Below are 23,946 nucleotides of genomic sequence, written 5' to 3'. Positions count from 1 at the left end.
CGGGCCGTTTCTTTTGAACCGCTACTCGCTCGCCCGCGCCGTCGGGGACGGTTCGGAATCGGCATGCGTGAATTCCGATTTCGGATTGAAGCTACCGAGCAGCCACAAGGAAACCTCGGCCGCTTCGCCTGCGTTTTGAAACTCGAAGGCGTTGTCCAGATAGGCAAAGTCGGGGAAATGCACGATCAGCCCACGGCCGGTCTCGGAGCTGTTCACCCGCACCTTTCCAGGCTGGATCACGTGGCAGACATAGTGCGTACCATGCGATTGGATGAAGCCCGCCTTGCCGTCGTGCAGCCGCAGGAATATCGCCTTCCAATCCGCGGTGGAATGCAGCGCACGGATCGCCTCGTCCGGAAAAGCACGGCCGAATTCAACCATCGCAGAGCCCGCATCGGGCTTGTCCCAATCCCGCTCGGCGCGGGCGTTCATCCACATGTAGAATGCGCCGGCCAGCACGATGACGGCGATGAGCAATAACCAAAGCATCCGCGGGTGCTCCCCTTCGCTCGGCGTAACGCCGATAAAGCGCTTCCATACGCTGCGAGGCTTGTGCCAACGTGTCGTCCCGTCGGGGCGACTAAGCCGAACGCATCAGGCTTTTGACGGGTAGCCGCCTACATCGACCGGCTGCCTTGACGGTTAGAAGCGACGGCGCCGAGCGGCGCGCCACATCCACCATTGCCGCCGCCATTGCGCCGGACGAATGGGTGTCTTCAAAAGCCTGGCGCCAGCCGCCTCGGCCCGATCGAAGACCGGCTCGGCCAACGCAAGCGGCACGAAGGCCGGAAAGTTCTGCGGCGAGATCGTCGCCATTTGCGCTCGAGCCCTGGCAAGGTGGTCCCGTCCGAACCCGGCGAAGGCCCGAATGGCCCGGCTGATTCCGTCGGTGTCCTCCCCGGCGATGAGCCCTTCTCGATCGAGGCCGGTCGCGCGCAGCAGTTCTGCCGGCAAATAGACCTGACCGCGTCTCAGATGCAGCGGCAACAGCATCAGGAGGCCGGCGACCGTCTGCGCGACGCCAGCGTGGCCGGCGGCTTCCGCGGACTTTGCAGCATTCTGCGGATCGAGCACCAGCGACGAGAGCTGGATCAGGGCCGAGGCGGTCTCGCCGGCATAGCCCTCGAGTGCCGAGCGGTCTTCCATCGGATCGTCATAGAGATCGAAAATCCGGGCGTCGATCATGTTCTGCAGCACCGAGACCGGCAGCCGATGCTCGCGAATACACTGGAGAATGGCTTCGGCAAGCGGATGCCCCTCGCCGGAGCCTGCGCTGTTGCCAATGAGATCGCGCCACCATTGCATGCGGATTTCGCCTGGAATCGGCTCATGCACGAGATCGCGAATTCGAGCGATCTCGGCATTGAAGGCATAAAGCGCGGCGAGCGAGCGCTGCTTGTCGGCGGGCGCCAGCAGGCAGGCGAGATAGCGGTCGCGGTCCGTGTCCCGGAGGTCGGCCAGGATCTGAGCGGAAATGTCTTGCACGTCGTCTTCCTCGGATCCCGATCAAACGGCGATCAGCGCGACGGCGACTGCACGCGATTCGGCCAGCATCACATTGTAGGTGCGAACCGCAGCCCCGGTACTCATCGGATCCGAGGATACGTTGACGGCACGCAATGCCGCCTTCAGGTCCGCGGGCAGCGGGCGGATGTCCTTGCCGGTACCGACCAACAGCACTTCGATGTCTTTCGCCTCATCGATGACTTTACGGAATTTCTCGACCGCCAAGGGATCGCCTTCCACCACGTCCCATGCATAGACGCCCGAGGGCAGCATCAGGATCGAGCCGCGATGCGACATGTCCGCAAAGCGAAAACCGCCGTTGCCATAAGCATCGATAGGCGCACGGCCCGGAAAATGCGCTTCGCGGATTTCAATACCCTTGGGCATTTCAAACTGTACCCTTTGCCGCGCCGGCAGCACCCGTATCCGCGCCGGACGCGTTTTCGTCCCCCGGAATGTGGTCGGTCCGCTTCCTGAAGAGGATGAGGACCGGGCCGGCGATGTAGATAGAGGAGAACGTCCCGACGGCGACACCAAACAGCATGGTGACGCTGAAGGAACGGATGAGGCCGCCACCGAAGAGATAGAGCGCAGCAAGCGCCAGAATGGTCGTCAGTGCCGTCAGGATCGTGCGCGAGAGTGTTTGGTTGATCGACGTATCGATCAGCACCGAAAGCGGCATGCGCGGATAGCGGCCGAGATTCTCGCGGATGCGATCGTAGATCACCACCGTATCGTTCAACGAATAGCCGACGATCGTGAGAACGGCGGCGATGCTGCCGAGATTGAACTCGATGCCGGTCAGCACCAGGAAGCCGATCGTCAGCAGCACGTCGTGCACGGTCGCGATGATCGCGCCGACGGCGAAGCGCCACTCGAAACGTAGCCAGACATAGAGCAGGATCGCCACGAAGGAAATCGCGAGCCCGATCGTTCCGGCACGTGTCAGCTCGCCCGAAACGACGGGGCCGACCACTTCCACCCGGCGGAACTCGTATTCGTCGGCCAGCTCCGTCCGGATGACGCCGGCTGCGGTCTGCTCGGCATTGTCGCCCGCCTCTTGGGACGGCACCCGAACGAGCACGTCCTCGCCCGAGCCCAGTTGCTGCACCTGTACTTCGCCGAAGTTCAGTTCGTCGAGGCGGGTGCGGAGGTCGGCAACGTTGACCGCACCGCCCTTGGAGTGCAGCTCGATGATCGAGCCGCCCTTGAAGTCCACACCCAGATTGAGCCCGATGCCCGCAAGCAGGAGTACGGAGGCGGCCGACAAGGCGGCCATCAGGATGAACGCCGGATTGCGTATCCGCATGAAGCGGATGTCCAGATTGCTGAAGCGACCGGTCCGAATGCCCTTCGGCAAACGTTCCGACTTCCACTGCCGAAGCCAGCGCTTCACGATCAGGCGGGTCACGGTATAGGCGGTGAATAGCGTCGTGACACTGCCGATCGCCAGCGTTACGGCGAAACCGCGCACCGGACCGGAACCGAGGTAGAACAGGATGGCGCTGGCGATCAGCATCGTCAGGTTGGCGTCGAAGATGCTGCTGAAGACGCGGGAGAAGGCGTTGTTGATCGTGCGGCGCAGCGGCTCACCACCACGAACCTCCTCACGCAGGCGCTCGTAAATCAGCACGTTCGAATCGACCGCGACGCCGATCGTCAGGATGATGCCGGCAATCCCCGGCAGGGTCAGCGTCGCGCCTGACGCAGAAAGTGCGGCAAGGATCAGGACGATGTTCAAGGCGAGCGCGATCACGGCAAAGACGCCGAAAACGCCGTAGAAGAAGATCATCGAGGCGGCCACGGCAATCGCGGCAACAAGACCAGCCTTGAGCCCATCGGCAATCGCGTCGTTACCGACCCCGGGGCCGACTGTCCGCTCCTCGACGAAGGTCAGCGGGGTCGGGAGCGGTCCGGTCCTGATGAGGGCGGCGAGATCCGCAGCGGAGTCGGCCGGCAGATCGGCAGAAATGCGCACCGTGTCGCCCTTGACCGCGTCCGAAAGTTTCGGCGTTGCAGCTACCTGGCCATCAAGGACGATCGCAATCTTCGCCTGCGGCTGCTGCCCCGTGACCGCGGCGACGCGCTGTTGCGAGGCCGCATCGAGCTTGACCGCGACCGACGCCGTATCGCCGGCAGCATCCGCTTCGGGCAGCGCGGCGAGAAAATTGCCCGTCGCCAGCAGCGGCTCTTTCTGGACCAGATAGGGAACTGGCGGGTCGTCATAGGAATAGAGGACTTCTGCGCCCGCCGGCACTTGCCCCTCGACGGCCCGCTCAACCGATACGGACGTATCCAGCAATCTGAATGTCAGAAGAGCGCTTTGGCTGAGCAAGTCTTTCAGTCGTTGCGGGTCGTCGAGACCCGGCACCTGGACGATGAGGCGATCCTTGCCGCGCCTCTGGATCAACGGCTCCAGCACGCCAACTTCGGCGACACGGCTGCGCACCACGTCGATAGACTGATCAAGAGCCAGGGACAGCCGGTAGTCGATCCCTTCGTCGGTCAGGCGGAGACGGACGAGCTCATCCTCGGCGGCGCTGTCAAACACGACTTCTGAAATTGCCCCTCCGCCAAAGCCACCGATTTCGACCGGCGCCGTCAGCGTCTTCAGTTTGTCGCGAGCGGCCGAAAGTTGCACACGGTCCCGAACCCGGAACGAAATCGACTGCCCTTCCCCCGAAAGGCCGATATAGGCGATATCGGCGTCGCGCAGCGATTTGCCGACTTCGCTGGCGACCGTTTCGAGCCTTTCAGCGACGATATCGCTGCGCGCGGCCCGCAGCATGAAGTGCGAGCCTCCCTGGAGATCGAGGCCGAGCGCCACCTGGCGATGAGGCATCCAGGACGGTAGTCCCGCCGCCTCCTCGCGCGTTAGAACATTCGGCAAGGCAAAGGCGATGCCGGCGAGAGCCACCAACCAGACGAGGATACGTTTCAATGGCGGAAATCTGCGCATGCCTCAAACGCTCCAGTTGTTCGTCGGATGGTGACTGTCCGCGTCCCTTATTCTTTCACAGGTTCGCCTTTGACGCGAACTTCAGATACGCCGCTGCGAACGACGCGGATCTTCACGCCTTCGGCAATTTCGACTTCGAGCTCGTTGTCATCGACGACCTTCGTAACCTTGCCGACGATGCCGCCGCCGGTCACCACCTGATCACCACGACGGATGTTCTTCAACAGCTCCTCGCGGCGCTTCATCTGGGCGCGCTGCGGACGGATGATCAGAAAATACATAACGACAAAAATCAGCAGGAACGGCAGGATGGACATGAGAATGTCCGCGCCGCCAGCGGAGGGGGCGCCGGCTGTCTGCGCAAAAGCTTCGGTAATGAACATCGATCACTCCTTGAGTTCAAATATCGGCGGTTCCTCCGCACCAAATCGGCCGGAATATAGGGGCGCGCGGCGGCTCTGCAAAGCAGCGGCACCCTTACCCGTTCCTGTGCCTCTGACACAATTTCGACAAGAGTAGAACCCCCCGCGCGAGGCTCTGCGGCCTTTTCCAGCGCAAACCTGCGTGCTACCGGGTGTCAGTTGACCGTACAGTCGCAATCGCGTGCCGATTCATGCGGCCTTCGTCCCTGCGGCGCGACCAAATGATTGATTCAGTTGCTGGAGATAGACAGATGCCGGAAGCAAAGATCGACGTTCTCATCCGGGAAATGCAGAAGCTTTCCGCAGCGATCGAACGCATGGCCGGTCCAGCCGCAGCAAGCAATGATTGGAACGCCGCCGAATGCTTCGTCTGGGCACCCGCCACGCATCACCTGCAGCCGGTCGCCAAGCCCAACCGTATCGAACTGTCGTTGATATCAGGTGTCGACCACGTCCGTGACATTCTGCTCGACAACACGCTGCGCTTCGCCGAGGGCTTTCCTGCCAACAACGTGCTGCTCTGGGGCGCGCGCGGCATGGGCAAGTCATCGCTGGTGAAGTCGGTGCATGCGCAGGTGGCCCGCGAGACCGGGGTTGCCATCAAGCTCGTCGAGGTGCATCGCGAGGATATCGCCACTCTGCCCACACTGATGGACATCCTCAAGACTGCGCCAGTCCCGGTGATCGTCTTCTGCGACGACCTGTCCTTCGATCATGACGATACGTCCTACAAATCGCTGAAGGCCGTGCTCGACGGTGGCGTCGAAGGTCGTCCGTCGAACGTGCTGCTCTATGCGACATCGAACCGTCGCCATCTGCTGCCGCGCCACATGATGGAAAACGAGCAGTCGACCGCCATCAACCCTTCCGAGGCCGTCGAGGAAAAGGTTTCGCTGTCCGACCGCTTCGGCCTGTGGCTCGGCTTTCACAAGTGCAGCCAAGACGACTACCTCGCCATGATCGATGGCTATGCCAAGCACTACGGCTTCGCCGTCGAGGCCGAGACCTTGCACGCGGAAGCGCTCGAATGGGCAACGACACGCGGTGCAAGGTCCGGCCGCGTCGCCTGGCAGTTCATTCAGGATCTTGCCGGACGCATGCGCCATCGCCTCGACGCATAGGCTGCGCGATCGCATCCCTGGTCAAATCTGCTCTTCTAGCAAAAAATACCGCCTGTCGGCCCCGACAGGCGGTATTTGACTTTTCGGCCTCGATCGCGCCCGACCAAGGAAACGGCTGCGGACTATTCGAGGAAGGTCGCCGGGTTTACCGCCGTGGCGTTCTTGCGGACCTCGAAGTGCACCTGCGGCTGGCTGGCGCGACCGGTCATGCCCGACGCCGCGAGCGTCTGGCCGCGCTGAACCTTCTGGCCGCGCTGAACCTTGAGCTCGGAAGCGTTGCCGTAGACCGTGACCGTGCCGTCGTCGTGGCGCACCAGGACGGCATTGCCGAGTTCCTTCAGGCTGCTGCCCGAATAGATGACGACGCCGTTTTCGGCCGCCTTGATTGGCGTGCCCTCGGGCACCGAGATATTGATGCCGTCGTTGCGGTTGCCGTCGACGTTGGCGCCGTAACCGGCAACCACCGCGCCGCGCACCGGCCAGCGATATTTGCTGATGCCCGTCGACTTCGGCGAGTCCTCGTCGACATCCGTCTTGATGGCCGCAACGTCCGTAACGCTCTGCTTGGCAGCCGGCGGCTGGTACTCTGCCGGCTTGTTCTTTTCGAGCGAAGCAACCTGCGGCTGCTCGGCCTTCTTGCTCGGAACCGATGCGGTCTTGACCTGGTCCGGCGCGGCGCCGGCTGTGCCCGGCAGCTGCAGCGTCTGCCCGACGCGGATCGATTCCGCAGTCAGGCCGTTCGCCTGCTTGAGTGCAGAGACGGACACGCCCGTCGCCTTGGCGATGCGATTGAGCGAGTCACCTGGCTTGACGGTATAGGTTCCACCGCCGTTACCTTCGCCGTTCGTCGCCGGCTTGCCGGCAACGACATCGGTCTTGCCTGCACCCTTTTCGCGGGACTGGGCAGAGCCAGGCAGGATCGCAGCGTCACGGTGATCGTTGGGCAAGGGCGAAGGCTGGCGCTTGTTGCCATCGAGACCGGCAATCGAGTTGGTCGCAGCGGCCTTTGCCGGGCTGCCCACGGAACCAAAGGTCGGGATCACCAGCCGCTGACCGGTTTCGACCTGAGCGGCGGACTGCAGACCGTTGGCCTTCAGAATTTCCTTCTCGGGAACACCGAAGCGCTTGGAGAGGACCGCGACGTTGTCGCCGGGGCGAACCATGATCGTCGGGGCGTTCTGCGTCGTCCAGCCACTCTTGCTGGCGGTCTCCTTGACGGCCGCCGGAAGCGTCTGCTGCGTCGCGATTGCCGCCTGCTGCTGACGTGCAGCGGGGAACGGCTGCGCTTCGGGGCGCTGGCGTGCCGTCGAGCTCGGGTCGGCCAGGGTCGTGCGCTGAACGGAGATCGGCGTCGATGCGCCACGGGCCGTAGACACCGGAGTGGAAGCGGTATTCACCGGATCATAGCCACCCTGCGTGCCTGCTGTCGGATAAGGTTGACCGAGAGCCATATTGCGCGAATCCGCAGAAGGGGCAGCCATCTGGCCGACCGCCACGTCACCGCGCGGTACCGGTGTCGCATCGCGTGGAATTGAATTTGTGGTGATGTTGTCCGACCGGGAGAACAGGCCGTCAAATCGGCTGGCATCCGAGCTGCAGCCCGTTGCGACGCCTGCAAGCAGGACCGCCACACACAGGCGGATCGTAGACTTTCCAACCCCGGGAGATACAAACTGACGCATGACGCTTACCCACTCCGAACGCAACTCGATGTGGGATGATTAAAACGTATTAGAGTTACCGCCCGGTTAAGGTCGGTACCACCAATGGACTAATTTGACGAAACGCTAACCATAGGCGCCGGCTCGTCGCATCAATAGCGCCGAACAAGCCTGGTGACCGCGCACTCTTGCGCGACGAGTTTTAGCTCAGTTCGGAATAGAGACGCTCGATTTCGGAAACCGAACACCGCTCCGTTGGTTCATCTTCATAGCTGATGCTCGTCAGATCCCAGGCGAAGATCGGACGTCCCTCAGGACGGACGGGAGTTTCGGACTGAGCGGTCTTGTCTTCTTCGAGCAGGACGCTCACCAGTGTCTGGAACGTTGCCTCGCCATCGGCTCCGCTCGCCCGCTCATACTCGAGCGACCGCAGACCGGCGACGGCGGCCTCGCGCGTCCCAAAATAGCGCAGGCTGTCCTGATCTTCGGGGCGGAGGCTGTCGTAATAGTCGATGAAGTTCTTGTAATAGGCCTCATGGTCCCCGGCATCCAGAAACCTGCCGAAGGCCTGGTATTCGCGCGACGCCAACTGCGGGGTCAGACGATTGTTCCACTCGTCCCGGCTGAGCGGCGGCTGCCCATCCGATGCCTTCTTCGTCTGGCTGAGATAAAGCAGAGCGTCGGCGGAAAGGGAGATGCGCGGTGTGGGGTCGAAGAAGCTCGCCGCAAGAGCCTGCGCGGCCTGTTCGTCCTTGCCGCCGGAATTCGCCTGGCCGGAGCTGCGCCCGGCAAGATTATTCAGCCCGTCGCCCGATGCTGCAGCCGTCAGCCTGTTCGCGATCTGCATTTGCCGTCTCCGTCAATCTCACGATCCGGCAGCAACACCCTGGTCGAGCAAGAGCAACGACTCGCGGGAGGAACCCATCGTGCAGTGGAGGCGTATGGCCCGAGGCTTGCGCGAGGCTGGATACAGTTAAGAATCTCTTAACGCGCCAGCTGAGACGATTAACGCGCCAGCTGAGACGTTCGACAGCGACAGTATTACAGGAACGAAGCGAGCTGCGGGACGATCGGAAGGTAGGGCGCGTCGAACAGATCCTCGCGGTCGAAGCGGCTTCCCGTTCGATTGACCCGGACGACCCGGCAATGGGTCTCGCTCATCATGATCGGCACCACCAGGGTTCCGCCCGAGACGAGATGATCGGAAAACATGCGCGGCAGGCTGTTGAAGGCGGCCGTGATCAGGATGCGGTCGAAGGTACCCTCGCCCGGCACGCCGGCGCTGCCGTCGGCATGGCGGACGATGACGTTGCGAACGCCTGATTTCTCGAGGTTCTTCTGCGCCGTACCGACAAGTGTCTGATAGCGGTCGATCGTCAGGACACGCTCGGCCACCCGCCCCATCACCGCCGCGGTAAAGCCGCTGCCGGTTCCGACCTCGAGGATGCGCTGCCCTGTCTTCAGGTTCAGACAGTGCAGCAACCGCACGGCAAAATCATAGCCTTCCATGAACGAGCCGCAATCGAGCGGAATCGTCCGCTGCGAATAGGCCTCGGCCTGATATTGCGGCGGCGCGAACAGGCCGCGCGGGGTCTGCTCGACCGCCTTGAGGAGATCGTGATTGCTGATGCCTGCGGCGCGCAGCCGCAGCACCATCTTGGCAAAGCCTTCCTGTTCCGAAGCGCGCACGCTCAATCAATGAGCCCCTTCGTTCAATGCCCGCATCAGACGGTCCTGGACGGTATAGTCCGTCAAGTCGAGCTTGAGCGGCGTTACGGAGATGTGGTTCTCGCGCAGTGCATGAATGTCGGTTCCGGCGCGGAAATCGCCGAACCGCTCACCGAAGCGCAGCCAGAAATAAGGAAAACCACGGCCGTCAGTGCGCTCATCGATCGACAGGCCGAAGTCGAGCTTGCCTTGTGACGTTACCTCGACCCCTGCAACGGTGTCGGCTGAGCAGTTCGGGAAATTGACGTTGAGAAGCGTGCCATCGGGCAGTTCCACGGCCATCAGCTTGCGGATCAGACCCGGCGCATGCGTCTCCACCACATCCCAAGGCACGGTCTTGCCGACGGCGTGGTGATAGGCCTGGCTGAGTGCGATGGAGCGAATGCCCTGCAACGTCCCCTCGATGGCGCCCGCCACCGTGCCGGAATAGGTCACGTCATCGGCCATGTTGGCACCAATGTTGACGCCCGAGAGCACGAGATCGGGCTTGCGGTCCAGCACCTTGCGGACGGCCATGATGACGCAATCCGTCGGCGTCCCCCGCAGCGCAAAGCGCCTCTCCGTGATCTGGCGCAGCCGCAGGGGTTCCGACAGGGTCAGCGAATGCGCCAAGCCGCTCTGGTCCGCCTCGGGCGCCACGACCCAGACATCGTCCGAAATCGTCCGGGCCACCCTTTCGAGCACGGCGAGGCCTTCAGCATGAATGCCGTCATCGTTTGTCAGCAGGATCCGCATGGATGCCGTCCTTCCCTTGACGTCCGTTCAGTCCGCCTTCTCGATGCGCTTCTGGCCGCCCATGTAGGGCACCAGCACATCCGGCACCGACACCGAACCGTCTTCGTTCAGATAGTTTTCGATTACGGCGATCAGCGCGCGCCCGACGGCGACACCGGAACCATTCAACGAGTGAACGAAACGCGTTCCCTTGTCTTCCTTGGTGCGGTAGCGCGCATTCATCCGGCGCGCCTGGAAGTCGCCGCAGACGGAGCAGGACGAGATCTCGCGATAGGTGTCCTGTCCCGGCAACCATACTTCCAGATCATAGGTCTTGCGAGCGCCGAAGCCCATGTCGCCGGTGCAGAGCGTCATCACGCGGTAGTGCAGACCGAGGCGCTTCAGCACCTCTTCCGCGCAGGCGGTCATGCGCTCGTGCTCGTCGATCGAGGTTTCGGCATCGGTGATCGAAACCAGTTCGACCTTATTGAACTGGTGCTGGCGCAGCATGCCGCGGGTGTCGCGACCGGCCGAACCGGCCTCCGAGCGGAAGGACGGCGTCAGCGCGGTGAAGCGCAACGGCAGCTTTTCGCCTTCGAGGATCTGCTCGCGAACGATGTTGGTAAGCGGCACTTCCGCAGTCGGGATCAGCCAGCGATCATCCGTGGTCCGGAACAGATCTTCGGCAAATTTCGGCAACTGGCCGGTGCCGTACATGGCGTCGTCGCGCACCAGAAGCGGCGGCTGCACCTCGGTGTAGCCGTGCTCCTGGGTGTGCAGGTCGAGCATGAACTGGCCGAGCGCACGCTCGAGCCGGGCCAGCTGTCCCTTGAGGATCGTGAAACGCGAACCGGAAATGCGGGCGGCCCCCTCGAAATCCATGAGGCCGAGCGCCTCGCCGATTTCGAAATGCTCGCGCGGCTGGTGGTTCCAGGTGGGCTTGTTGCCGACCACGCGCTTGACCACGTTGCCGGTCTCATCCTCGCCGACCGGAACGTCCTCGAGCGGGATGTTCGGAATGCGGGAAAGCGCGTCGCTGAGCTCGGCTTCCACCTTGCGGCTGTCTTCCTCGAGCGCCGGCATGGCGTTCTTGAGTTCGGCCACCTCGGCCTTCAGCATTTCGGCGAGCTCGGCATTCTTCTGCGCCATGGCCGCGCCGATATCCTTCGAGGCAGCGTTGCGGCGCGACTGCATGTCCTGCAGCGACTGAAGGATCGAGCGGCGGCGTTCGTCGAGCGCGATCAGCGACGCCGACAAAGGCTCCGCGCCCCGCTTCGCCAGGGCGGCGTCCAGCATCTCGGCATTTTCACGGATCCATTTGATATCAAGCATTGTCGTTCCACGCGTTGGTCAACTCACGGCGCGAAATCTCGAATGCTCAGCCCTTGGCGGGGCCGACCTCTCCGGAAGATCCTTCCTGCGACTCGGCAACTTCGCTCTTGAGCGCGTCCGCTGCCCGCTGTCTTTCGACGAGTCGCGCCGTATAGATCGAAATTTCGTAGAGAAGGATGGCTGGCAGTGCAAGGCCGATCTGGGAAACCGGGTCAGGCGGCGTGAGCACGGCTGCAACCACGAAGGCAATCACGATCGCGTACTTCCGCTTCTCGGCCAGGCCCTGCGACGTGACGAAGCCGACGCGTGCGAGAAGCGTCGTGATCACCGGGAGCTGAAAAACCAGACCGAAGGCAAAGACCAGCGACATGATCAGGCTCAGATATTCCGAGACCTTCGGCAGAAGCTGAATGGCCACCTGCCCTTCGCCGCCGCCCTGCTCCATCGCCAGGAAGAACCACATCACCATCGGCGTGAAGAAGAAGTAGACCAGGGCGCCGCCAAGCAGAAAGAGGATCGGCGACGCGATCAGGAACGGCAGAAACGCGGCACGCTCGTTCTTGTAAAGGCCCGGAGCCACGAATTTGTAAATCTGCGCAGCGATTACCGGAAAGGCGATGACCAGCGCACCGAACATCGCCACCTTGATCTGCGTAAAGAAGAACTCCTGCGGGGCCGTGTAGATCAGCTCGACATTGCGATGATTCAGGCCGGCCCAGCTCACTGCCCATTTGAACGGCAGCACCAGGAGATTGAAGAGACCCTTGGCGAAGTAGAAGCAGACGAGGAACGCCACGAAGAAGGCGCCGACGGCCCACATCAGGCGCCTGCGCAATTCGATCAGGTGCTCGATCAGCGGCTGCGGCCGGTCCTCGATATCGCCGCTCATGCTTCACCTTTCTTGCGCGTGCTGGCGCGCGGCTTGGACGTCCTGGCAGCCTGCTCGGCTGAAGCGGGCTTCGACGACGTCTTCTCGGCCACCGCTTTTGCGGGCGCCTTTGCCGAAGTTTTGGGTGCCGCCGCCTTGGGCGTTGCGGCCTTCTTCGCCGCCGGCGCCGGATCGGCCTTCGCCCTTGGCGCCCGCTTGGGCTTCTCGGCCGGGATGGCTGCTTCGGCGCGCTCCAACTGGCGGGTGGCTGAGCCCAGGGCGGCTGCGGCAACCGCATCCGCGGGCTTCGCTTCCGTCGCCGCCACCGGGGCAGCCGCAGCCACCTCCGCAGTCGCGGGCTCGACAGCGCTTGGCGTGACCGGCTTGTCGGGCGTCGCAGCCTTCTGCAGGTCCGACTTGATCTCGCTGCCGATCTGGCGAAGCGGATTCATCGCATCCCTGAGCGCATTGGCCGGGTTGAGGCTCTGCGCATCGCTGATCGTCTTGCGAACCTCGTCGAGGTCCGCTTCGCGCAGCGCTTCGTCGAATTGCTGGCGGAACTCCGAGGCCATGCCGCGCATCTTCGCCGTCATGCGGCCAAAGGCCCGCAGCATAGGCGGAAGATCTTTCGGCCCGACAACGACGATCAAAACGATGGCGATGACGACAAGCTCGGTCCAGCCGATATCAAGCATTCGAAATGTCCTGCAACCCGTGATGGGAACTGGTCCGGTACCGATACCGGACCGGCTCCACCGACGCCAGACCGTTAGCGAACTTCGTCGGACTTGTGGTCAACGGTCTTGCTGTCGAGCGTCTTGTCGGTCGCGCCCGCTTCCTCGTCGCTCATGCCCTTCTTGAAGTTCTTAATGCCCTTCGCAACATCGCCCATCAGTTCGGGAATCTTGCCACGACCGAACAAGAGCAGCACCACGACCAAAACGATCAGCCAGTGCCAAATGCTAAAGGAACCCATGCTCTTACTCCTCTGAGCCTTCCCGATATAGGCTCTTTCACATGTCAATTTTCAGGCGCGCGCTAAACACGCCCTTCTTTGCGACAGAACCTAAGATGCAGAACCATCTTTTTCAAACAGTAATATATCCCGCTCGTTAACTGAAAGCATTACATCGCGCAATCCTTGCGGCAATTGGTCCGCGCGGATGCGCGCACGCACCACATCTTCACAACGCGGCACCGCGAGCTCCAGCAGTTCCACCACACCGATGAACCGGCGAGAGAGGATACGCGCGGGAATATCGCCCTCCTCCTCGCCGACACGCACGCCGGAAAGCCTGACGGCGACCGAAACCCGCTCCCCTTCCTGGTGCCGCCCAGCGGCGACCGTGCCGACCGGCGTGTCGACGCGGCCATTGCGAACCTGTGCGTTGAACACGTTGATTTCCGAGAAGAAACCGGCTGCGAACAGGTTCCTCGGGTGACGATAAAGCTCATCGGCCGTGCCGACCTGCACCAGTCGCCCATCCTGCAGAAGCGCAATTCGGTCGGCCATGCGCATCGCTTCCTCCGCGTCGTGGGTGACGACGATCGCAGTTGCCCGGGTCTCTCTGAGGATGGCGAGCGTATCGGCGCGGATCGAATCCTTCAGGCGCGAGTCGAGTCCGGAAAACGGTTCGTCCATCAGAAGCACGGCGGGGCGTGGCGCAAGCGCGCGGGCCAGCGCCACCCGCTGCTGCTCGCCGCCGGAAAGCACGTGCGGGTACTGGTTGGCGTAGTGGGAGAGCCCCACACGCTCGAGCGCCGCATCCGCCTGGTTCAGGGCTTCCTTCTTCGGAAGCGCCGTCAAGCCAAAGCGAACGTTGTCACGAATGGACATATGCGGGAAGAGCGCGAAATCCTGGAACATCAGGCCGACGCCGCGTTTTTCCGGCGGCAGGAAAACCGAGGGGCCGGAAATCTCTTGGCCATTGAGCAGAAGGCGTCCCGCACTCTGCTTCTCGATCCCTGCGGCGATACGCAGCAGGGTCGTCTTGCCGGACCCGGACGGTCCGAGCAGGCAAAGCACTTCGCCGGCCTTGGCCGCCAGGCTGACGCCCTTGATCGTTTCCTTGGCGTGATAGCTGTGATGAATGTCTTCGAAGGTCAGGCTCGCCGCGAAGGATACACCCGCCCGTCGTGTCGTCATGACGGGAGCGTCCTGCGGATCTGAAACCATGCTTGCATTCCTTGACACCAGTCGTGCCCGTCAAAACTGTCGGGCGCCGGGGAAAGCCGATATCCCCATTCAGGTTTTTAATCGGCTTCTTCGCCCTTCGGTGTCAAGAGCCCCAGTTCTTCAAGGTCAAGCTGGGTGATGGGGTCCTCGTTCTCGGCAAGCTCGTCTTCGCCCACGGGAACGGGAATATTGAGATTGGACGGCACGCGGCCGGAAAGCAGCCCTGCCCCCTTCAGTTCCTCGATACCCGGCAGATCGCGCAGTTCCTCGAGGCCGAAGTGATCGAGAAAGTCGCGGGTGGTGCCGAAGGTCACCGGCCTGCCCGGCGTACGCCGGCGTCCCCTGAAGCGAACCCAGCCTGCCTCCATCAGGACGTCGAGCGTGCCCTTCGATGTTTGGACACCGCGGATATCCTCGATCTCGGCGCGGGTTACCGGCTGATGGTAGGCAATGATGGCGAGGACCTCGAGCGCAGCGCGCGAGAGCTTGCGGACCTCCTGCTCGTCGGTCTGCACCACGAAGGAGAGATCGGCGGCCGTGCGGAAGGCCCAATGGTCGGCGATCTGGACAAGGTTGACGCCGCGCGTCGCATAGAGCGCCTTCAGGCGCCCCATGATCCGCCTGACATCGGCACCACGCGGCAGCCTGCTTTCGATATAGGCCTCCGACACAGGCTGCGCCGAGGCAAAGACCAAGGCCTCCGCGATCCGCTCGGCTTCTTGCTCCAGCCGCGGATCGAAGGACGGCGTCGTATCGATTTCGTCATCCTCGTCAGGAGTGTCTGGTATGTATTTTTGGGCTTCAGCCACGGGCTGCCTCCATTTCGGCAAGCGTCTCCGCATCGATCGGATTTGGTCCGCGCCGAAGATAGATCGGCGCAAACGCCTCTTCCTGACGGATCTCCAGCCGGCCCTCGCGGACCATTTCGAGCGAGGCGGCAAAGGAGCTGGCGATCGCCGTTGCCCGCTCCTTCGGCGTCGTCATGTAGCGGATAAGAAAATGATCGAGCGCTGTCCAGTCATCGAGCTCGCCGATCATGCGCGCCAGAATCAGGCGTGCGTCGGCGAGAGACCATACGTGGCGCTTCTCGATGGTCACCTGCGTGATCGCCTGGCGCTGCCGCAGGCTCGCATAGGCGCTCAGGAGATCATAGAGCGAGGCATCGAAACCGGACTTCTTCTCAGTGACGATATGTTCCGGCGCACCGCGAACGAAGACGTCCCGGCCAAGCCGGTTTCTGTTGACGAGCCGCGTTGCCGCCTCACGCATCGCCTCCAGCCGTTTCAGCCGGAAGGCCAGGGCCGAGGCCATTTCCTCGCCAGTCGGACCATCGTCCTTCACCTGCTGCGGAATCAGCAGCCGCGACTTCAGATAGGCAAGCCATGCCGCCATGACGAGATAGTCGGCGGCGAGTTCGATGCGGATGCTGCGCGCCCGCTCGATGAAGGCGATATATTGCTCGGCGAGTGCCAGTACGGAGATGCGCGAAAGATCGACCCGCTGGCTGCGGGCGAGATGAAGCAAGAGATCGAGTGGCCCCTCGAAACCGGCGAGATCGACCACCAGCGCTTCTTCATGCAGCCCGCGCTCGGCAGTCTCTTCCTGCCACAGGGGCTCCATCGGCGCCTTCGACGCAGGCTTACCTTGTCTTTCGCCCGCATTGCTCACTGACAATCCGATCCTTTCCCGCTGGCCGCGCCTGCCTTACGCTGTTGCGAACAGACCGTTGAACTCGGCCCGCAGATCGCTTTCGTTCGCATCGTCAGGCGTCCGGAAGGCTGCCTCGGCGATCCTTGCCCGACGCAGGCTCTCGCCAGCGAGAACCGGTACGACGTCGGCGACGGCCTTCATTTCTTCCATTATGCCATGACAATGCAAGACGAGATCAAGCCCCGCGGCAATGATGTTGCGCGCGCGCGTGGTCATGTCGCCGGCAAGCGCGTTCATCGAGACGTCGTCCGACATCAAAAGACCGTCGAAACCGATGTGACCGCGAATGACCTCGCGCACGACCTTCGCCGAGGTGGTCGCCGGATTGTCCGGATCGATCGTCGTGAAGACCATGTGCGCCGACATCGCCATCACCTCGTCCTTCATCGCGACAAAGGGCAGGAAGTCGCTGGCGGCGAGTTCATCGAAAGTCGCGCTGACTACGGGCAGATTGTGGTGCGAGTCGACGAAGGTGCGGCCGTGACCGGGCATGTGCTTCATGACAGGCAGCATGCCTCCGGCCTTCAAGCCCTCGCCCATCGCCCGACCGATCGCCGCGACAGTCTCAGGGTCATGACCGTAGGCACGATTGCCGATGACATCGTGGCTTCCGGGCACCGGCACATCCAGCACCGGCAGGCAGTCGACGGTGATGCCGAAACGCATCAGGTCGAAGGCATGCAGGCGCCCCATGAGCCAGGCCGCGCGCAGACCCAGTTCGGCGTCGCGGCGGTAGATTTCACCGATCGCCGCGCCGTTCGGATATTGCTGGACGAGCGGTGGCCGGATGCGTTGCACGCGTCCACCTTCCTGGTCGATGAGCACCGGCGCGTTCGGATTGCCAATGCTGTCGCGAAGCGACGCCACCAGATCGGAGATCTGCTGCTCCTCGCCGATGTTGCGCCCGAACAAGATGAAGCCCCATGGCCGCTCGCCGGCAAAGAACTGGCGTTCGCCGGTCGTGAGAGAAAGGCCCTTGCAGCCCGAGATAAATGCTTTTGATTCGCTCATTGGGAGAGCATAGAGCGGGCGCCGCCCGGCGCGAAGCCACAAAGACGAAGTCCCGTCGCTCATGCACAGGGCCATGGGGCGATCGAAATCCCTGAAATGCGAAGGGCGCGGCCCCCGAGCCGCGCCCTCCTCAAACTCTATCGATGTGCCAGGCTTACTTGGTCACCAGGCAGCTTCCGCCAGCGCCCTTGTACTTGGAGCACAGGGCGTTTGCCTCTTCCTTGGATCCGGCCGGGATACGGACGCGATAGTAGGTCCCCTTGCCGGCGATCTCCGCCTTGCGGATATCGACGCCGCGGCCGCCGATGACGCTTCCGAACTTGCTGGAAAGGCTGTTGTACGACTTCTGCGCCTCAGCTTCCGACGGCAGGGACGCGACCTGGATGTAGTATCCGCCGGTCGGAACCGAGGCCGTTGCCACCTGCTGCGGCGGCTGCGCTTCCGGCGTGGCGGCGGCCTGCTCTTCAGCCGGGCGAACATTGCCACCCTCTGCGGCCGCAGCGGCCACTTTGGCCGGCTGCTCGGCCGGACGCGCCTGCGGCGTCGGCGCCTTCTCGGCCGGTGCCGTGGTCGTCACGCTGCGAACCGGAACCTCTTCGAGATTGGCGTTGCCCGTCGCGGCAAGCGCGACCTGGTCGTCATTGGCCGATGCCTGACCGGCAGCGCTGACCTCAGCCGAGGCGACTTCCTTCGAGGGCGTTTCCGGCAGCGGCTGCGTTGCTCCGGCAACATCGGTCGCAGGCGCGGCAACCGGCTCTTCACGAGCAACCAGCGTGCCGTCCGGCTTGACGATCATCGTGCGTACCTTGCGCGGTGCGACGGCAGGCGCCTTGTCTTCTTCCTGAGCGGCCGTCGGGGCGCCGCCGTCCGGCAGCAGGCGAGCGCCATCCTCGTCCTCGGCAGGCAGGCTGGCCTGCGGGCCATCCGCGTCGTCACTGCCTTCGAGCGGCAGCGTTTCCGGCGTCAGCGTCTTCTGAACGACGTCCATCGGCTCTTCGGTCGAGGAAACCAGCGCTTCCTGCTGCGGCGCACCGGCCTGGGCTCCAGCGACACGATCGTAAACCGCCTTGTCCTGGTTCGGCACAGTCTTGCCGCCCTTTTCTTCCGGCACGACCTTAACCGGCCCCTTGTCGGCGAGAATGATCTTGGGGCCCTCGGCCGAAGTTACGGCATCGCTGCCGCCCATCCAGGCGTAAACAGCCGCGCCGCCGAGAATGATGACGCCAGCAACGCTTGCGGCAAGCAGCATCGTGCGCTGCGACCGCCGGCCCGAGCCGTAATCGCGATAGTCGCCCGCATCGTCCTGGCCCTGCGCCGCGGAAACCCGCTCGGCATCGCGCGCCGGAGACTGCCGTTCGGTCATGGAGCGGCGGAAATCCTCCTCCATCGCCTTTTCGAACTCGTCAAAATCATCGAGCGCGCCGGCACCGAACGACGGACTTGCATTTGCGGCTGGGGCAGGACGAACCGCCTCGGCCTTTTCAACGGCCGCCGGACGGGCTTCCTTGACGGCCGGAGCCGGCGTGCCGAACAGTTGCGCCATTTCCGCGTCGATATCGAGATCGTAATCCGCCGGATAGGCGACCGGCTTTTCCGTTTCGATGACCGGCAGTTGCGGCACCTCCATGTCGGCGATCGGTGCAACGCCATTCTCGGCTTCGGCAATCATCGAGGGATCGAAAGGCAGCGCGCTTTCGGGCTGTGCGTCCTGCTGCTCAGCCGGGGCCGGAGCGGCGAAAGTCTCGACGGAGCGTTCCGGTTCGCGCTGCGGAGCAGCGGTCTCGGCGACCGGCTGCACAGCAGCCTGCGGCACGGCCGCAGGGGCTGCGGCAACGGGTTCGGTCGGGCCGAGGTCGGCGAGGTCGAGCTTCAGCGCGGCATCGGAGAGCTCCAACTCGAAGTTCTCGATGTCGAAGCCGGGCTCGTTTTCCGGCTCCGCGACGGGCTGTGCTGGCTGGGCGGCCTCGACCACCGGCGTAACGGCAGGTGTGGCGACCGCGGCAGCAGCAACCGGCGCGGCCTGGGATACGAGCGGGCCGGCAAAGGCGCGCTGCTGGCTGGCGCCGGTCGGCGAAGCGACAGGCGTCGCCCGACTGAAGGTCGGCGTAAAGGGATAGGGGCTCTTCTTCGCCGGCGTCGCGACCGTATTTGCCGGGGCGGCGGCAGGCGCAATGACCGGCTGTTCCGTTGCATGAAGCGCCGGATGAGACTGCACGGCAGCGGCAACGACGGCAGCGACCGGCGGAACCGGGAAGCGCTCGACATCCGCGAGAAGCTCGTCGCGGACAGTTTCATGGCCCGCGGGCTCTTCCGGGATCGTCTCGTTCGCGTGAGCGGTCTCGTCAGCGTGCGCCTCTTGCACGACATCAAGGCTCGGCTCGTCGTAGACCGGGAACGGCTCGGCGACAGGGGCAGGCTCGGCCCAAGCGGCAGAGGGTTCCGCGGCCGGCGCTTGCCAGCCATCCGCAACCTGTTCCTTCGCCTCGGATGTCGGCTCTTCTTCGAACGGCAACAGATCGGCTTCGCCGAGCGACAATTCGAGTTCACGCTCCAGATCGAACGCCGGCTCATCGGCGCCGAAGTCCGCGCCATCGCCTTCTGCAACCGGAGGGGCGGCCGAGAACGATTGCACTTCGAAAGCCTGCTCGGGCTCCTCTTCGACGACAGCGGCTGGCGCTGCGACCGGCTCCGGCTGACGGAATGTCGGCGCGTCGTATTCTTCCGCGAGATCGGCTACCGGCTCGATCCGGGCCTCTTCAACCGGCTGCGGCGCCGAAACCGGCTCCACAGCAGGCTGCTGCACAGCGCGGGGCGCATCATAGCTATCGAAGGCGCGAAGAAGTTCGTCCTCGAGATCGAAGGCGGGATCCTGACGGACCGCCTCCTGATGTCGCTGCAGCTCTTGCAATTGCTGTACGGCCGGCCGGGCATCGTAACCGACGATCCGGGCGAGTTCGGCCAACGGATCATCGTCTGCCAATACGTCGAATTCAGCCGGCCCGCTTCGTGCGAATTGTTTGTCTGCCATGCTCTCCACTCACAATTGCCTGTATTTATGTGCCAGTGCATTGTGGGAAAATGGTGACAATACTTATCGCATTTCCTCCGGTGCGGAGGTGCCTGTTATAGACAGGCCGGACTTCAATACCGAAGCGACAGCATGCACCAGCCCGAGTCTGGCAGTACTTAATTCTCTATTTTTATCGTTAACAAAACGTAATTCCGGATTCTCTTTACCTTTGTTCCAGTGTCCGTGGAAGGCAGCGGCAAGATCGTACAGGTAAAACGCGATGCGATGCGGCTCCTGAGCCAGTGCCGCCGCCTCGATCACTCGCGGATATTCTGCGAGCTTGGCGACGAGCTGAAGTTCCGTCGGATCCTCGATCTGCCCCTGTACGGCACCGGCAAAGTCGAGCGATTCGATATCCAGATCCGGGAAAGCTTCCGCCGCCTGACGGAACACCGATCGGCAACGTGCATGAGCATACTGCACGTAGAAGACTGGGTTATCCTTGGACTGTTCTGTAACCTTAGCAAAATCGAAGTCGAGCGGCTCGGAATTCTTCCGATAGATCATCATGAAACGAACCGGATCACGGCCGACTTCATCGACGACGTCGCGCAGCGTGACGAAATCGCCGGAGCGCTTCGACATCTTCACCGGTTCGCCGTTGCGGAAGAGCTTGACCAGTTGGCAAAGCAGAACCGTAAGTTTTGACGAACCGCCTGATACGGCGCGTGCCAGTGCTTCGAGCCGCTTGACGTAACCGCCATGGTCGGCGCCCAGCACATAGATCATCTCGTCGAAGCCGCGATCGAACTTATCCTTGAAGTAGGCGACGTCGGCGGCGAAATAGGTGTAGCTGCCATCGGACTTGATCAGCGGCCGGTCGATGTCGTCACCAACCTCCGTCGAGCGGAATAGCGTCTGCTCGCGATCTTCCCAATCCTCCGGGAGCTGCCCCTTCGGCGGCGGCAGCGTGCCCTTGTAGACGTGCCCCTTGAAGGTCAGGTCGTTGATCGCGGTGCGAATCGCAGCCGCTCCATTGGCGTGCAGCGTCCGTTCGGAGAAGAAGACGTCGTGATTGACGTTCAACGCCGCGAGATCTTCGCGGATCATCGCCATCATGGCATCGATCGTCCGGTCCTTGACGAGCGGCATCCACCTGTCTTCGGGCATCAGGCGCAGGCTCGTGCCGAATTCATCGGCGAGCGCTTCGCCGACCGGAACGAGATAGTCGCCCGGATAAAGACCCGCCGGGATCTCCCCGATGTCCTCGCCAAGCGCCTGGCGATACCGCATGAAGGCGGAACGCGCGAGAACGTCGATCTGCGAGCCGGCATCGTTGATGTAGTATTCCTTGGTCACCGCATAGCCGGCAAAGGCCAGCAGGTTGGCAAGCGCGTCGCCGACGACGGCGCCACGGCAGTGGCCGACATGCATCGGTCCCGTCGGGTTGGCCGAGACATATTCGACGTTGACCTTGCGGCCCGAACCGACGGTGCTGCGGCCATAGTCAAGGCCCGCCCGCACCACGCTCGACAACAGCTTCTGCCAATAGGATACCGAAAGCCGGACATTGATGAAGCCCGGGCCGGCAACAGTCACTTCGGTGACTTCCGGGTCCTGTTTGAGCTTTTCAACGATGAGTTCGGCAAGCGCCCGCGGGTTCAGGCCGAGCGGCTTGGCCAGCACCATGGCGGCATTGGTCGCGACGTCGCCGTGGCTCGGATCGCGCGGCGGCTCGACATTGACACGGCCGAAGTCAAGCTCGGATCGCTTTTCTCGAACGCTTTCAAGCGTTTCGAGAATGTCCTTAATTCTTGATTCGAAGTCCGTGAAGAGATTCATCTGATCCGTCCGCTTTTCCCGACCACATGTGACCGGCGCAAAACTCAAAAAGGAGGCTCGGTTCGGTCGAACCGCAAGCCTCCGGGCGGGGCGTCCCTACCGCAAATCCGGCGTGTGGTCAAACAAGCGCTTGTGCACGCTGATTGCGAAGGTATCGGTCATGCCGGCAAGATAGTCGCCGACATGACGGGCTCGCGCCGGTTCGGCCATGCCGGCAATCTGATCGACCCAATAGTGCTCCCGCATCAATTGCGGGTCATCCATGAAGGCATGGTAGAGATCGCAGACGATCGACGCCGCGCCCTCCCGCACCCGCATCACTTCGGGGTGCCGGTAGATGCGGGTCATCAGCAGGCGCTTTATCTGTTTGTCGGTCTCGCTCATCTCGTCGGAGAAGGTCGCCATGACCGTACCCGCCTGCCGCACCTCGGTTGCGCTCTCCGGGCGAATGTCCGCGATGCGTTTCTGGGCGACACCGATCACGTCCTCGACCATTGCCGTGATCTGGCGACGCATGATCTCGTGCGTGAAGCGGCTGCTTTCAAGGCCGGGATAGCGGTCGTGGACCTCGCGCATCAGACGGGCAAGGAACGGCACGTCTTCCAGCATCTCGAAGGTCAGATAGCCGGCCCTCAGGCCGTCGTCGATATCGTGCGTGTTATAGGCGATGTCGTCGGCGATGGCCGCGACCTGCGCTTCAAGGCTCGCATAACTCGCCAGCTCCAGATCGTACAGTGCGCAATAATCGAGGATCGGCTGCGGCACCGGTCCGCGCGTGCCCTGCCCGTCGGGCGTCAGCAGCGGTCCATTGTGCTTGACCAATCCCTCCAGGCTTTCCCAGGTCAGGTTCAGCCCGTCAAATTCGGCATAACGCCGTTCGAGTTTCGTGACGATGCGCAGCGACTGGGCGTTGTGATCGAAGCCGCCGTAGGGCTCCAGCATCTCATGCAAGGCATCCTCGCCCGTATGCCCGAATGGCGTGTGACCAAAATCGTGGACGAGGGCGACCCCTTCGGCGAGATCCTCGTCGAGCTTGAGCGCGCGTGCGAGTGCGCGAGCGATCTGCGCCACTTCGATCGTATGCGTCAGCCGCGTGCGGTAATGGTCGCCGTCGGCAGCGATGAAGACCTGCGTCTTGTGCTTCAGCCGGCGAAAGGCGGTCGTGTGCACGATGCGGTCGCGATCGCGCTGGAAATCCGAACGTGTCGCGCTCGATGCTTCCGGATAGAGCCTGCCGCGCGTCGCCCAGGGATTCGACGCGAACGGCGCGTGTTCACCATAACCGAAGCCCAGCGCAGTTTTGTCGAATGTCATTTTCCACCCAAATCGTCATCCCATTGACGGGACATTGAAGCCTTCATACCTATAGTGAAAGCCACGGAAACGCGTCGCGCAAGCATCGACCGATTCCGCAAGCGAAAGCAATGGCTTGGCCGCGGGGGTTGAAACCACCTCCGGAGCCGGGCGCGACATTGCTGGAACAACAATCCAATCTCTCCGGTTCTTGACCCCGGCAGGAGGCAGATATGACGCAAGAAACCGTGACCATTTCGGACGCTGCTGCAAAGCGGATCGCCACGATCCTTCGTTCGGACAGTCACAACAATGCCATGCGAGTATCCGTGGAGGGCGGCGGCTGCTCGGGATTCTCCTACAAGTTCGACCTGGTCGATAGCGCAAACGACGACGACCTGGTGCTGGAGAAGGACGACGCCAAGGTTCTGATCGACAGCCTTTCGCTCGTCTATATGGGCGGTTCGGAAATCGACTTCGTCGACAACCTGCTCGGCCAGTCGTTTCAGATCAAGAATCCGAACGCGGTCGCAAGCTGCGGATGCGGAACGAGTTTTTCCATCTGACACGGCCAGATGCACCTGATCGTGGTC

The 23,946-nt window shown here is 62.7% G+C and carries 22 protein-coding genes; 2 read left to right on the top strand and 20 right to left on the bottom strand.

What is annotated here, in order from left to right:
* Window positions 1-21: 21 nt before the first annotated feature.
* The 5 genes from BHMPCIPO_RS09010 to yajC form a co-directional block, all read right to left on the bottom strand.
* A complete protein-coding gene (locus BHMPCIPO_RS09010; protein WP_173516428.1) occupies window positions 22-489 on the bottom strand; it encodes a hypothetical protein in 468 nt (155 codons plus the stop codon).
* 153 nt (window positions 490-642) lie between these two features.
* Window positions 643-1,485 carry a phytoene/squalene synthase family protein gene (locus BHMPCIPO_RS09005; protein WP_173516427.1) on the bottom strand — a complete coding sequence of 281 codons (843 nt, stop codon included), beginning with the start codon at window positions 1,483-1,485 and terminating at the stop codon, window positions 643-645.
* A 21-nt stretch (window positions 1,486-1,506) separates the two neighbouring features.
* Entirely contained in the window at window positions 1,507-1,893 is a 387-nt protein-coding gene (locus BHMPCIPO_RS09000) for an Mth938-like domain-containing protein (protein ID WP_173518123.1), read from the bottom strand.
* Window position 1,894: 1 nt separating this feature from the next.
* Window positions 1,895-4,465 carry a protein translocase subunit SecDF gene (secDF, locus tag BHMPCIPO_RS08995; protein WP_173516426.1) on the bottom strand — a complete coding sequence of 857 codons (2,571 nt, stop codon included), beginning with the start codon at window positions 4,463-4,465 and terminating at the stop codon, window positions 1,895-1,897.
* A gap of 47 nt (window positions 4,466-4,512) precedes the next feature.
* Window positions 4,513-4,848 carry a preprotein translocase subunit YajC gene (gene yajC, locus BHMPCIPO_RS08990; RefSeq protein WP_065376915.1) on the bottom strand — a complete coding sequence of 112 codons (336 nt, stop codon included), beginning with the start codon at window positions 4,846-4,848 and terminating at the stop codon, window positions 4,513-4,515.
* A 290-nt stretch (window positions 4,849-5,138) separates the two neighbouring features.
* Here yajC and BHMPCIPO_RS08985 point away from each other — a divergent pair, with 290 nt between their 5' ends.
* Window positions 5,139-6,008 (top strand): ATP-binding protein, encoded by an 870-nt coding sequence (locus BHMPCIPO_RS08985; protein ID WP_173516425.1) that lies wholly within the window; start codon window positions 5,139-5,141, stop codon window positions 6,006-6,008.
* 122 nt (window positions 6,009-6,130) lie between these two features.
* On the opposite strand, the gene BHMPCIPO_RS08980 is transcribed toward BHMPCIPO_RS08985, so the two are convergent.
* From BHMPCIPO_RS08980 to BHMPCIPO_RS08910, 15 genes are all read right to left on the bottom strand, one after another.
* Window positions 6,131-7,690 (bottom strand): peptidoglycan DD-metalloendopeptidase family protein, encoded by a 1,560-nt coding sequence (locus BHMPCIPO_RS08980; RefSeq protein ID WP_173516424.1) that lies wholly within the window; start codon window positions 7,688-7,690, stop codon window positions 6,131-6,133.
* Between the two features lie 181 nt (window positions 7,691-7,871).
* Complete coding sequence (locus tag BHMPCIPO_RS08975; protein WP_173516423.1) at window positions 7,872-8,516, bottom strand: biotin biosynthesis protein BioC; 645 nt, start codon at window positions 8,514-8,516, stop codon at window positions 7,872-7,874.
* A gap of 194 nt (window positions 8,517-8,710) precedes the next feature.
* The gene (locus tag BHMPCIPO_RS08970) at window positions 8,711-9,364 is read right to left on the bottom strand and encodes a protein-L-isoaspartate(D-aspartate) O-methyltransferase (RefSeq protein WP_173516422.1); all 654 of its coding nucleotides are present in this window, start codon (window positions 9,362-9,364) and stop codon (window positions 8,711-8,713) included.
* Window positions 9,365-10,132 carry a 5'/3'-nucleotidase SurE gene (gene surE, locus BHMPCIPO_RS08965; RefSeq protein ID WP_173516421.1) on the bottom strand — a complete coding sequence of 256 codons (768 nt, stop codon included), beginning with the start codon at window positions 10,130-10,132 and terminating at the stop codon, window positions 9,365-9,367.
* A gap of 27 nt (window positions 10,133-10,159) precedes the next feature.
* Window positions 10,160-11,443, bottom strand: a complete 1,284-nt coding sequence (gene serS / locus BHMPCIPO_RS08960) for a serine--tRNA ligase (RefSeq protein ID WP_173516420.1) — start codon at window positions 11,441-11,443, stop codon at window positions 10,160-10,162.
* 46 nt (window positions 11,444-11,489) lie between these two features.
* The gene (gene tatC, locus BHMPCIPO_RS08955; protein ID WP_173516419.1) at window positions 11,490-12,332 is read right to left on the bottom strand and encodes a twin-arginine translocase subunit TatC; all 843 of its coding nucleotides are present in this window, start codon (window positions 12,330-12,332) and stop codon (window positions 11,490-11,492) included.
* Window positions 12,329-13,006 (bottom strand): Sec-independent protein translocase protein TatB, encoded by a 678-nt coding sequence (tatB, locus tag BHMPCIPO_RS08950; RefSeq protein ID WP_173516418.1) that lies wholly within the window; start codon window positions 13,004-13,006, stop codon window positions 12,329-12,331. The genes tatC and tatB overlap by 4 nt, the downstream gene beginning before the upstream one ends.
* Window positions 13,007-13,080: 74 nt before the next feature.
* A complete protein-coding gene (locus tag BHMPCIPO_RS08945; RefSeq protein ID WP_113537623.1) occupies window positions 13,081-13,287 on the bottom strand; it encodes a twin-arginine translocase TatA/TatE family subunit in 207 nt (68 codons plus the stop codon).
* Between the two features lie 90 nt (window positions 13,288-13,377).
* Complete coding sequence (locus tag BHMPCIPO_RS08940; RefSeq protein WP_173516417.1) at window positions 13,378-14,487, bottom strand: ABC transporter ATP-binding protein; 1,110 nt, start codon at window positions 14,485-14,487, stop codon at window positions 13,378-13,380.
* A gap of 77 nt (window positions 14,488-14,564) precedes the next feature.
* Entirely contained in the window at window positions 14,565-15,296 is a 732-nt protein-coding gene (gene scpB, locus BHMPCIPO_RS08935) for an SMC-Scp complex subunit ScpB (protein WP_173516416.1), read from the bottom strand.
* Window positions 15,289-16,107 (bottom strand): segregation and condensation protein A, encoded by an 819-nt coding sequence (locus BHMPCIPO_RS08930; RefSeq protein WP_173516415.1) that lies wholly within the window; start codon window positions 16,105-16,107, stop codon window positions 15,289-15,291. The genes scpB and BHMPCIPO_RS08930 overlap by 8 nt, the downstream gene beginning before the upstream one ends.
* Window positions 16,108-16,191: 84 nt before the next feature.
* On the bottom strand, window positions 16,192-17,208 hold the full coding sequence (nagZ, locus tag BHMPCIPO_RS08925; protein WP_173516414.1) for a beta-N-acetylhexosaminidase: 1,017 nt from the start codon (window positions 17,206-17,208) through the stop codon (window positions 16,192-16,194).
* 154 nt (window positions 17,209-17,362) lie between these two features.
* Window positions 17,363-20,236: an SPOR domain-containing protein gene (locus BHMPCIPO_RS08920; protein WP_173516413.1), complete on the bottom strand. Its 2,874-nt coding sequence runs from the start codon at window positions 20,234-20,236 to the stop codon at window positions 17,363-17,365.
* Between the two features lie 63 nt (window positions 20,237-20,299).
* Complete coding sequence (gene argS, locus BHMPCIPO_RS08915) at window positions 20,300-22,060, bottom strand: arginine--tRNA ligase (RefSeq protein WP_173516412.1); 1,761 nt, start codon at window positions 22,058-22,060, stop codon at window positions 20,300-20,302.
* A gap of 96 nt (window positions 22,061-22,156) precedes the next feature.
* Window positions 22,157-23,374 carry a deoxyguanosinetriphosphate triphosphohydrolase gene (locus tag BHMPCIPO_RS08910; RefSeq protein ID WP_173516411.1) on the bottom strand — a complete coding sequence of 406 codons (1,218 nt, stop codon included), beginning with the start codon at window positions 23,372-23,374 and terminating at the stop codon, window positions 22,157-22,159.
* Between the two features lie 212 nt (window positions 23,375-23,586).
* Here BHMPCIPO_RS08910 and erpA point away from each other — a divergent pair, with 212 nt between their 5' ends.
* On the top strand, window positions 23,587-23,919 hold the full coding sequence (erpA, locus tag BHMPCIPO_RS08905) for an iron-sulfur cluster insertion protein ErpA (RefSeq protein WP_173516410.1): 333 nt from the start codon (window positions 23,587-23,589) through the stop codon (window positions 23,917-23,919).
* The last annotated feature ends 27 nt before the right edge of the window (window positions 23,920-23,946 follow it).

The sequence above is a fragment of the Ensifer sesbaniae genome, from assembly GCF_013283665.1.
GTDB lineage: Bacteria > Pseudomonadota > Alphaproteobacteria > Rhizobiales > Rhizobiaceae > Ensifer > Ensifer sesbaniae.
The sequence above is the reverse complement of the archived record's forward strand: the minus strand, read 5'-3'. Positions and strand labels throughout refer to the sequence as shown.

Bases quoted from the DNA above. Each gene is read 5' to 3' on its own strand.
- yajC (WP_065376915.1), bottom strand. From the start codon at position 4,848: ATGTTCATTACCGAAGCTTTTGCGCAGACAGCCGGCGCCCCCTCCGCT.
- BHMPCIPO_RS08920 (WP_173516413.1), bottom strand. From the start codon at position 20,236: ATGGCAGACAAACAATTCGCACGAAGCGGGCCGGCTGAATTCGACGTA.
- nagZ (WP_173516414.1), bottom strand. From the start codon at position 17,208: ATGAGCGAATCAAAAGCATTTATCTCGGGCTGCAAGGGCCTTTCTCTC.
- tatB (WP_173516418.1), bottom strand. From the start codon at position 13,006: ATGCTTGATATCGGCTGGACCGAGCTTGTCGTCATCGCCATCGTTTTG.
- BHMPCIPO_RS08940 (WP_173516417.1), bottom strand. From the start codon at position 14,487: ATGGTTTCAGATCCGCAGGACGCTCCCGTCATGACGACACGACGGGCG.
- BHMPCIPO_RS08945 (WP_113537623.1), bottom strand. From the start codon at position 13,287: ATGGGTTCCTTTAGCATTTGGCACTGGCTGATCGTTTTGGTCGTGGTG.
- surE (WP_173516421.1), bottom strand. From the start codon at position 10,132: ATGCGGATCCTGCTGACAAACGATGACGGCATTCATGCTGAAGGCCTC.
- BHMPCIPO_RS08930 (WP_173516415.1), bottom strand. From the start codon at position 16,107: ATGGAGCCCCTGTGGCAGGAAGAGACTGCCGAGCGCGGGCTGCATGAA.
- tatC (WP_173516419.1), bottom strand. From the start codon at position 12,332: ATGAGCGGCGATATCGAGGACCGGCCGCAGCCGCTGATCGAGCACCTG.
- BHMPCIPO_RS08910 (WP_173516411.1), bottom strand. From the start codon at position 23,374: ATGACATTCGACAAAACTGCGCTGGGCTTCGGTTATGGTGAACACGCG.
- argS (WP_173516412.1), bottom strand. From the start codon at position 22,060: ATGAATCTCTTCACGGACTTCGAATCAAGAATTAAGGACATTCTCGAA.
- erpA (WP_173516410.1), top strand. From the start codon at position 23,587: ATGACGCAAGAAACCGTGACCATTTCGGACGCTGCTGCAAAGCGGATC.
- BHMPCIPO_RS09000 (WP_173518123.1), bottom strand. From the start codon at position 1,893: ATGCCCAAGGGTATTGAAATCCGCGAAGCGCATTTTCCGGGCCGTGCG.
- secDF (WP_173516426.1), bottom strand. From the start codon at position 4,465: ATGCGCAGATTTCCGCCATTGAAACGTATCCTCGTCTGGTTGGTGGCT.
- BHMPCIPO_RS09010 (WP_173516428.1), bottom strand. From the start codon at position 489: ATGCTTTGGTTATTGCTCATCGCCGTCATCGTGCTGGCCGGCGCATTC.
- serS (WP_173516420.1), bottom strand. From the start codon at position 11,443: ATGCTTGATATCAAATGGATCCGTGAAAATGCCGAGATGCTGGACGCC.
- BHMPCIPO_RS08975 (WP_173516423.1), bottom strand. From the start codon at position 8,516: ATGCAGATCGCGAACAGGCTGACGGCTGCAGCATCGGGCGACGGGCTG.
- BHMPCIPO_RS08985 (WP_173516425.1), top strand. From the start codon at position 5,139: ATGCCGGAAGCAAAGATCGACGTTCTCATCCGGGAAATGCAGAAGCTT.
- BHMPCIPO_RS08980 (WP_173516424.1), bottom strand. From the start codon at position 7,690: ATGCGTCAGTTTGTATCTCCCGGGGTTGGAAAGTCTACGATCCGCCTG.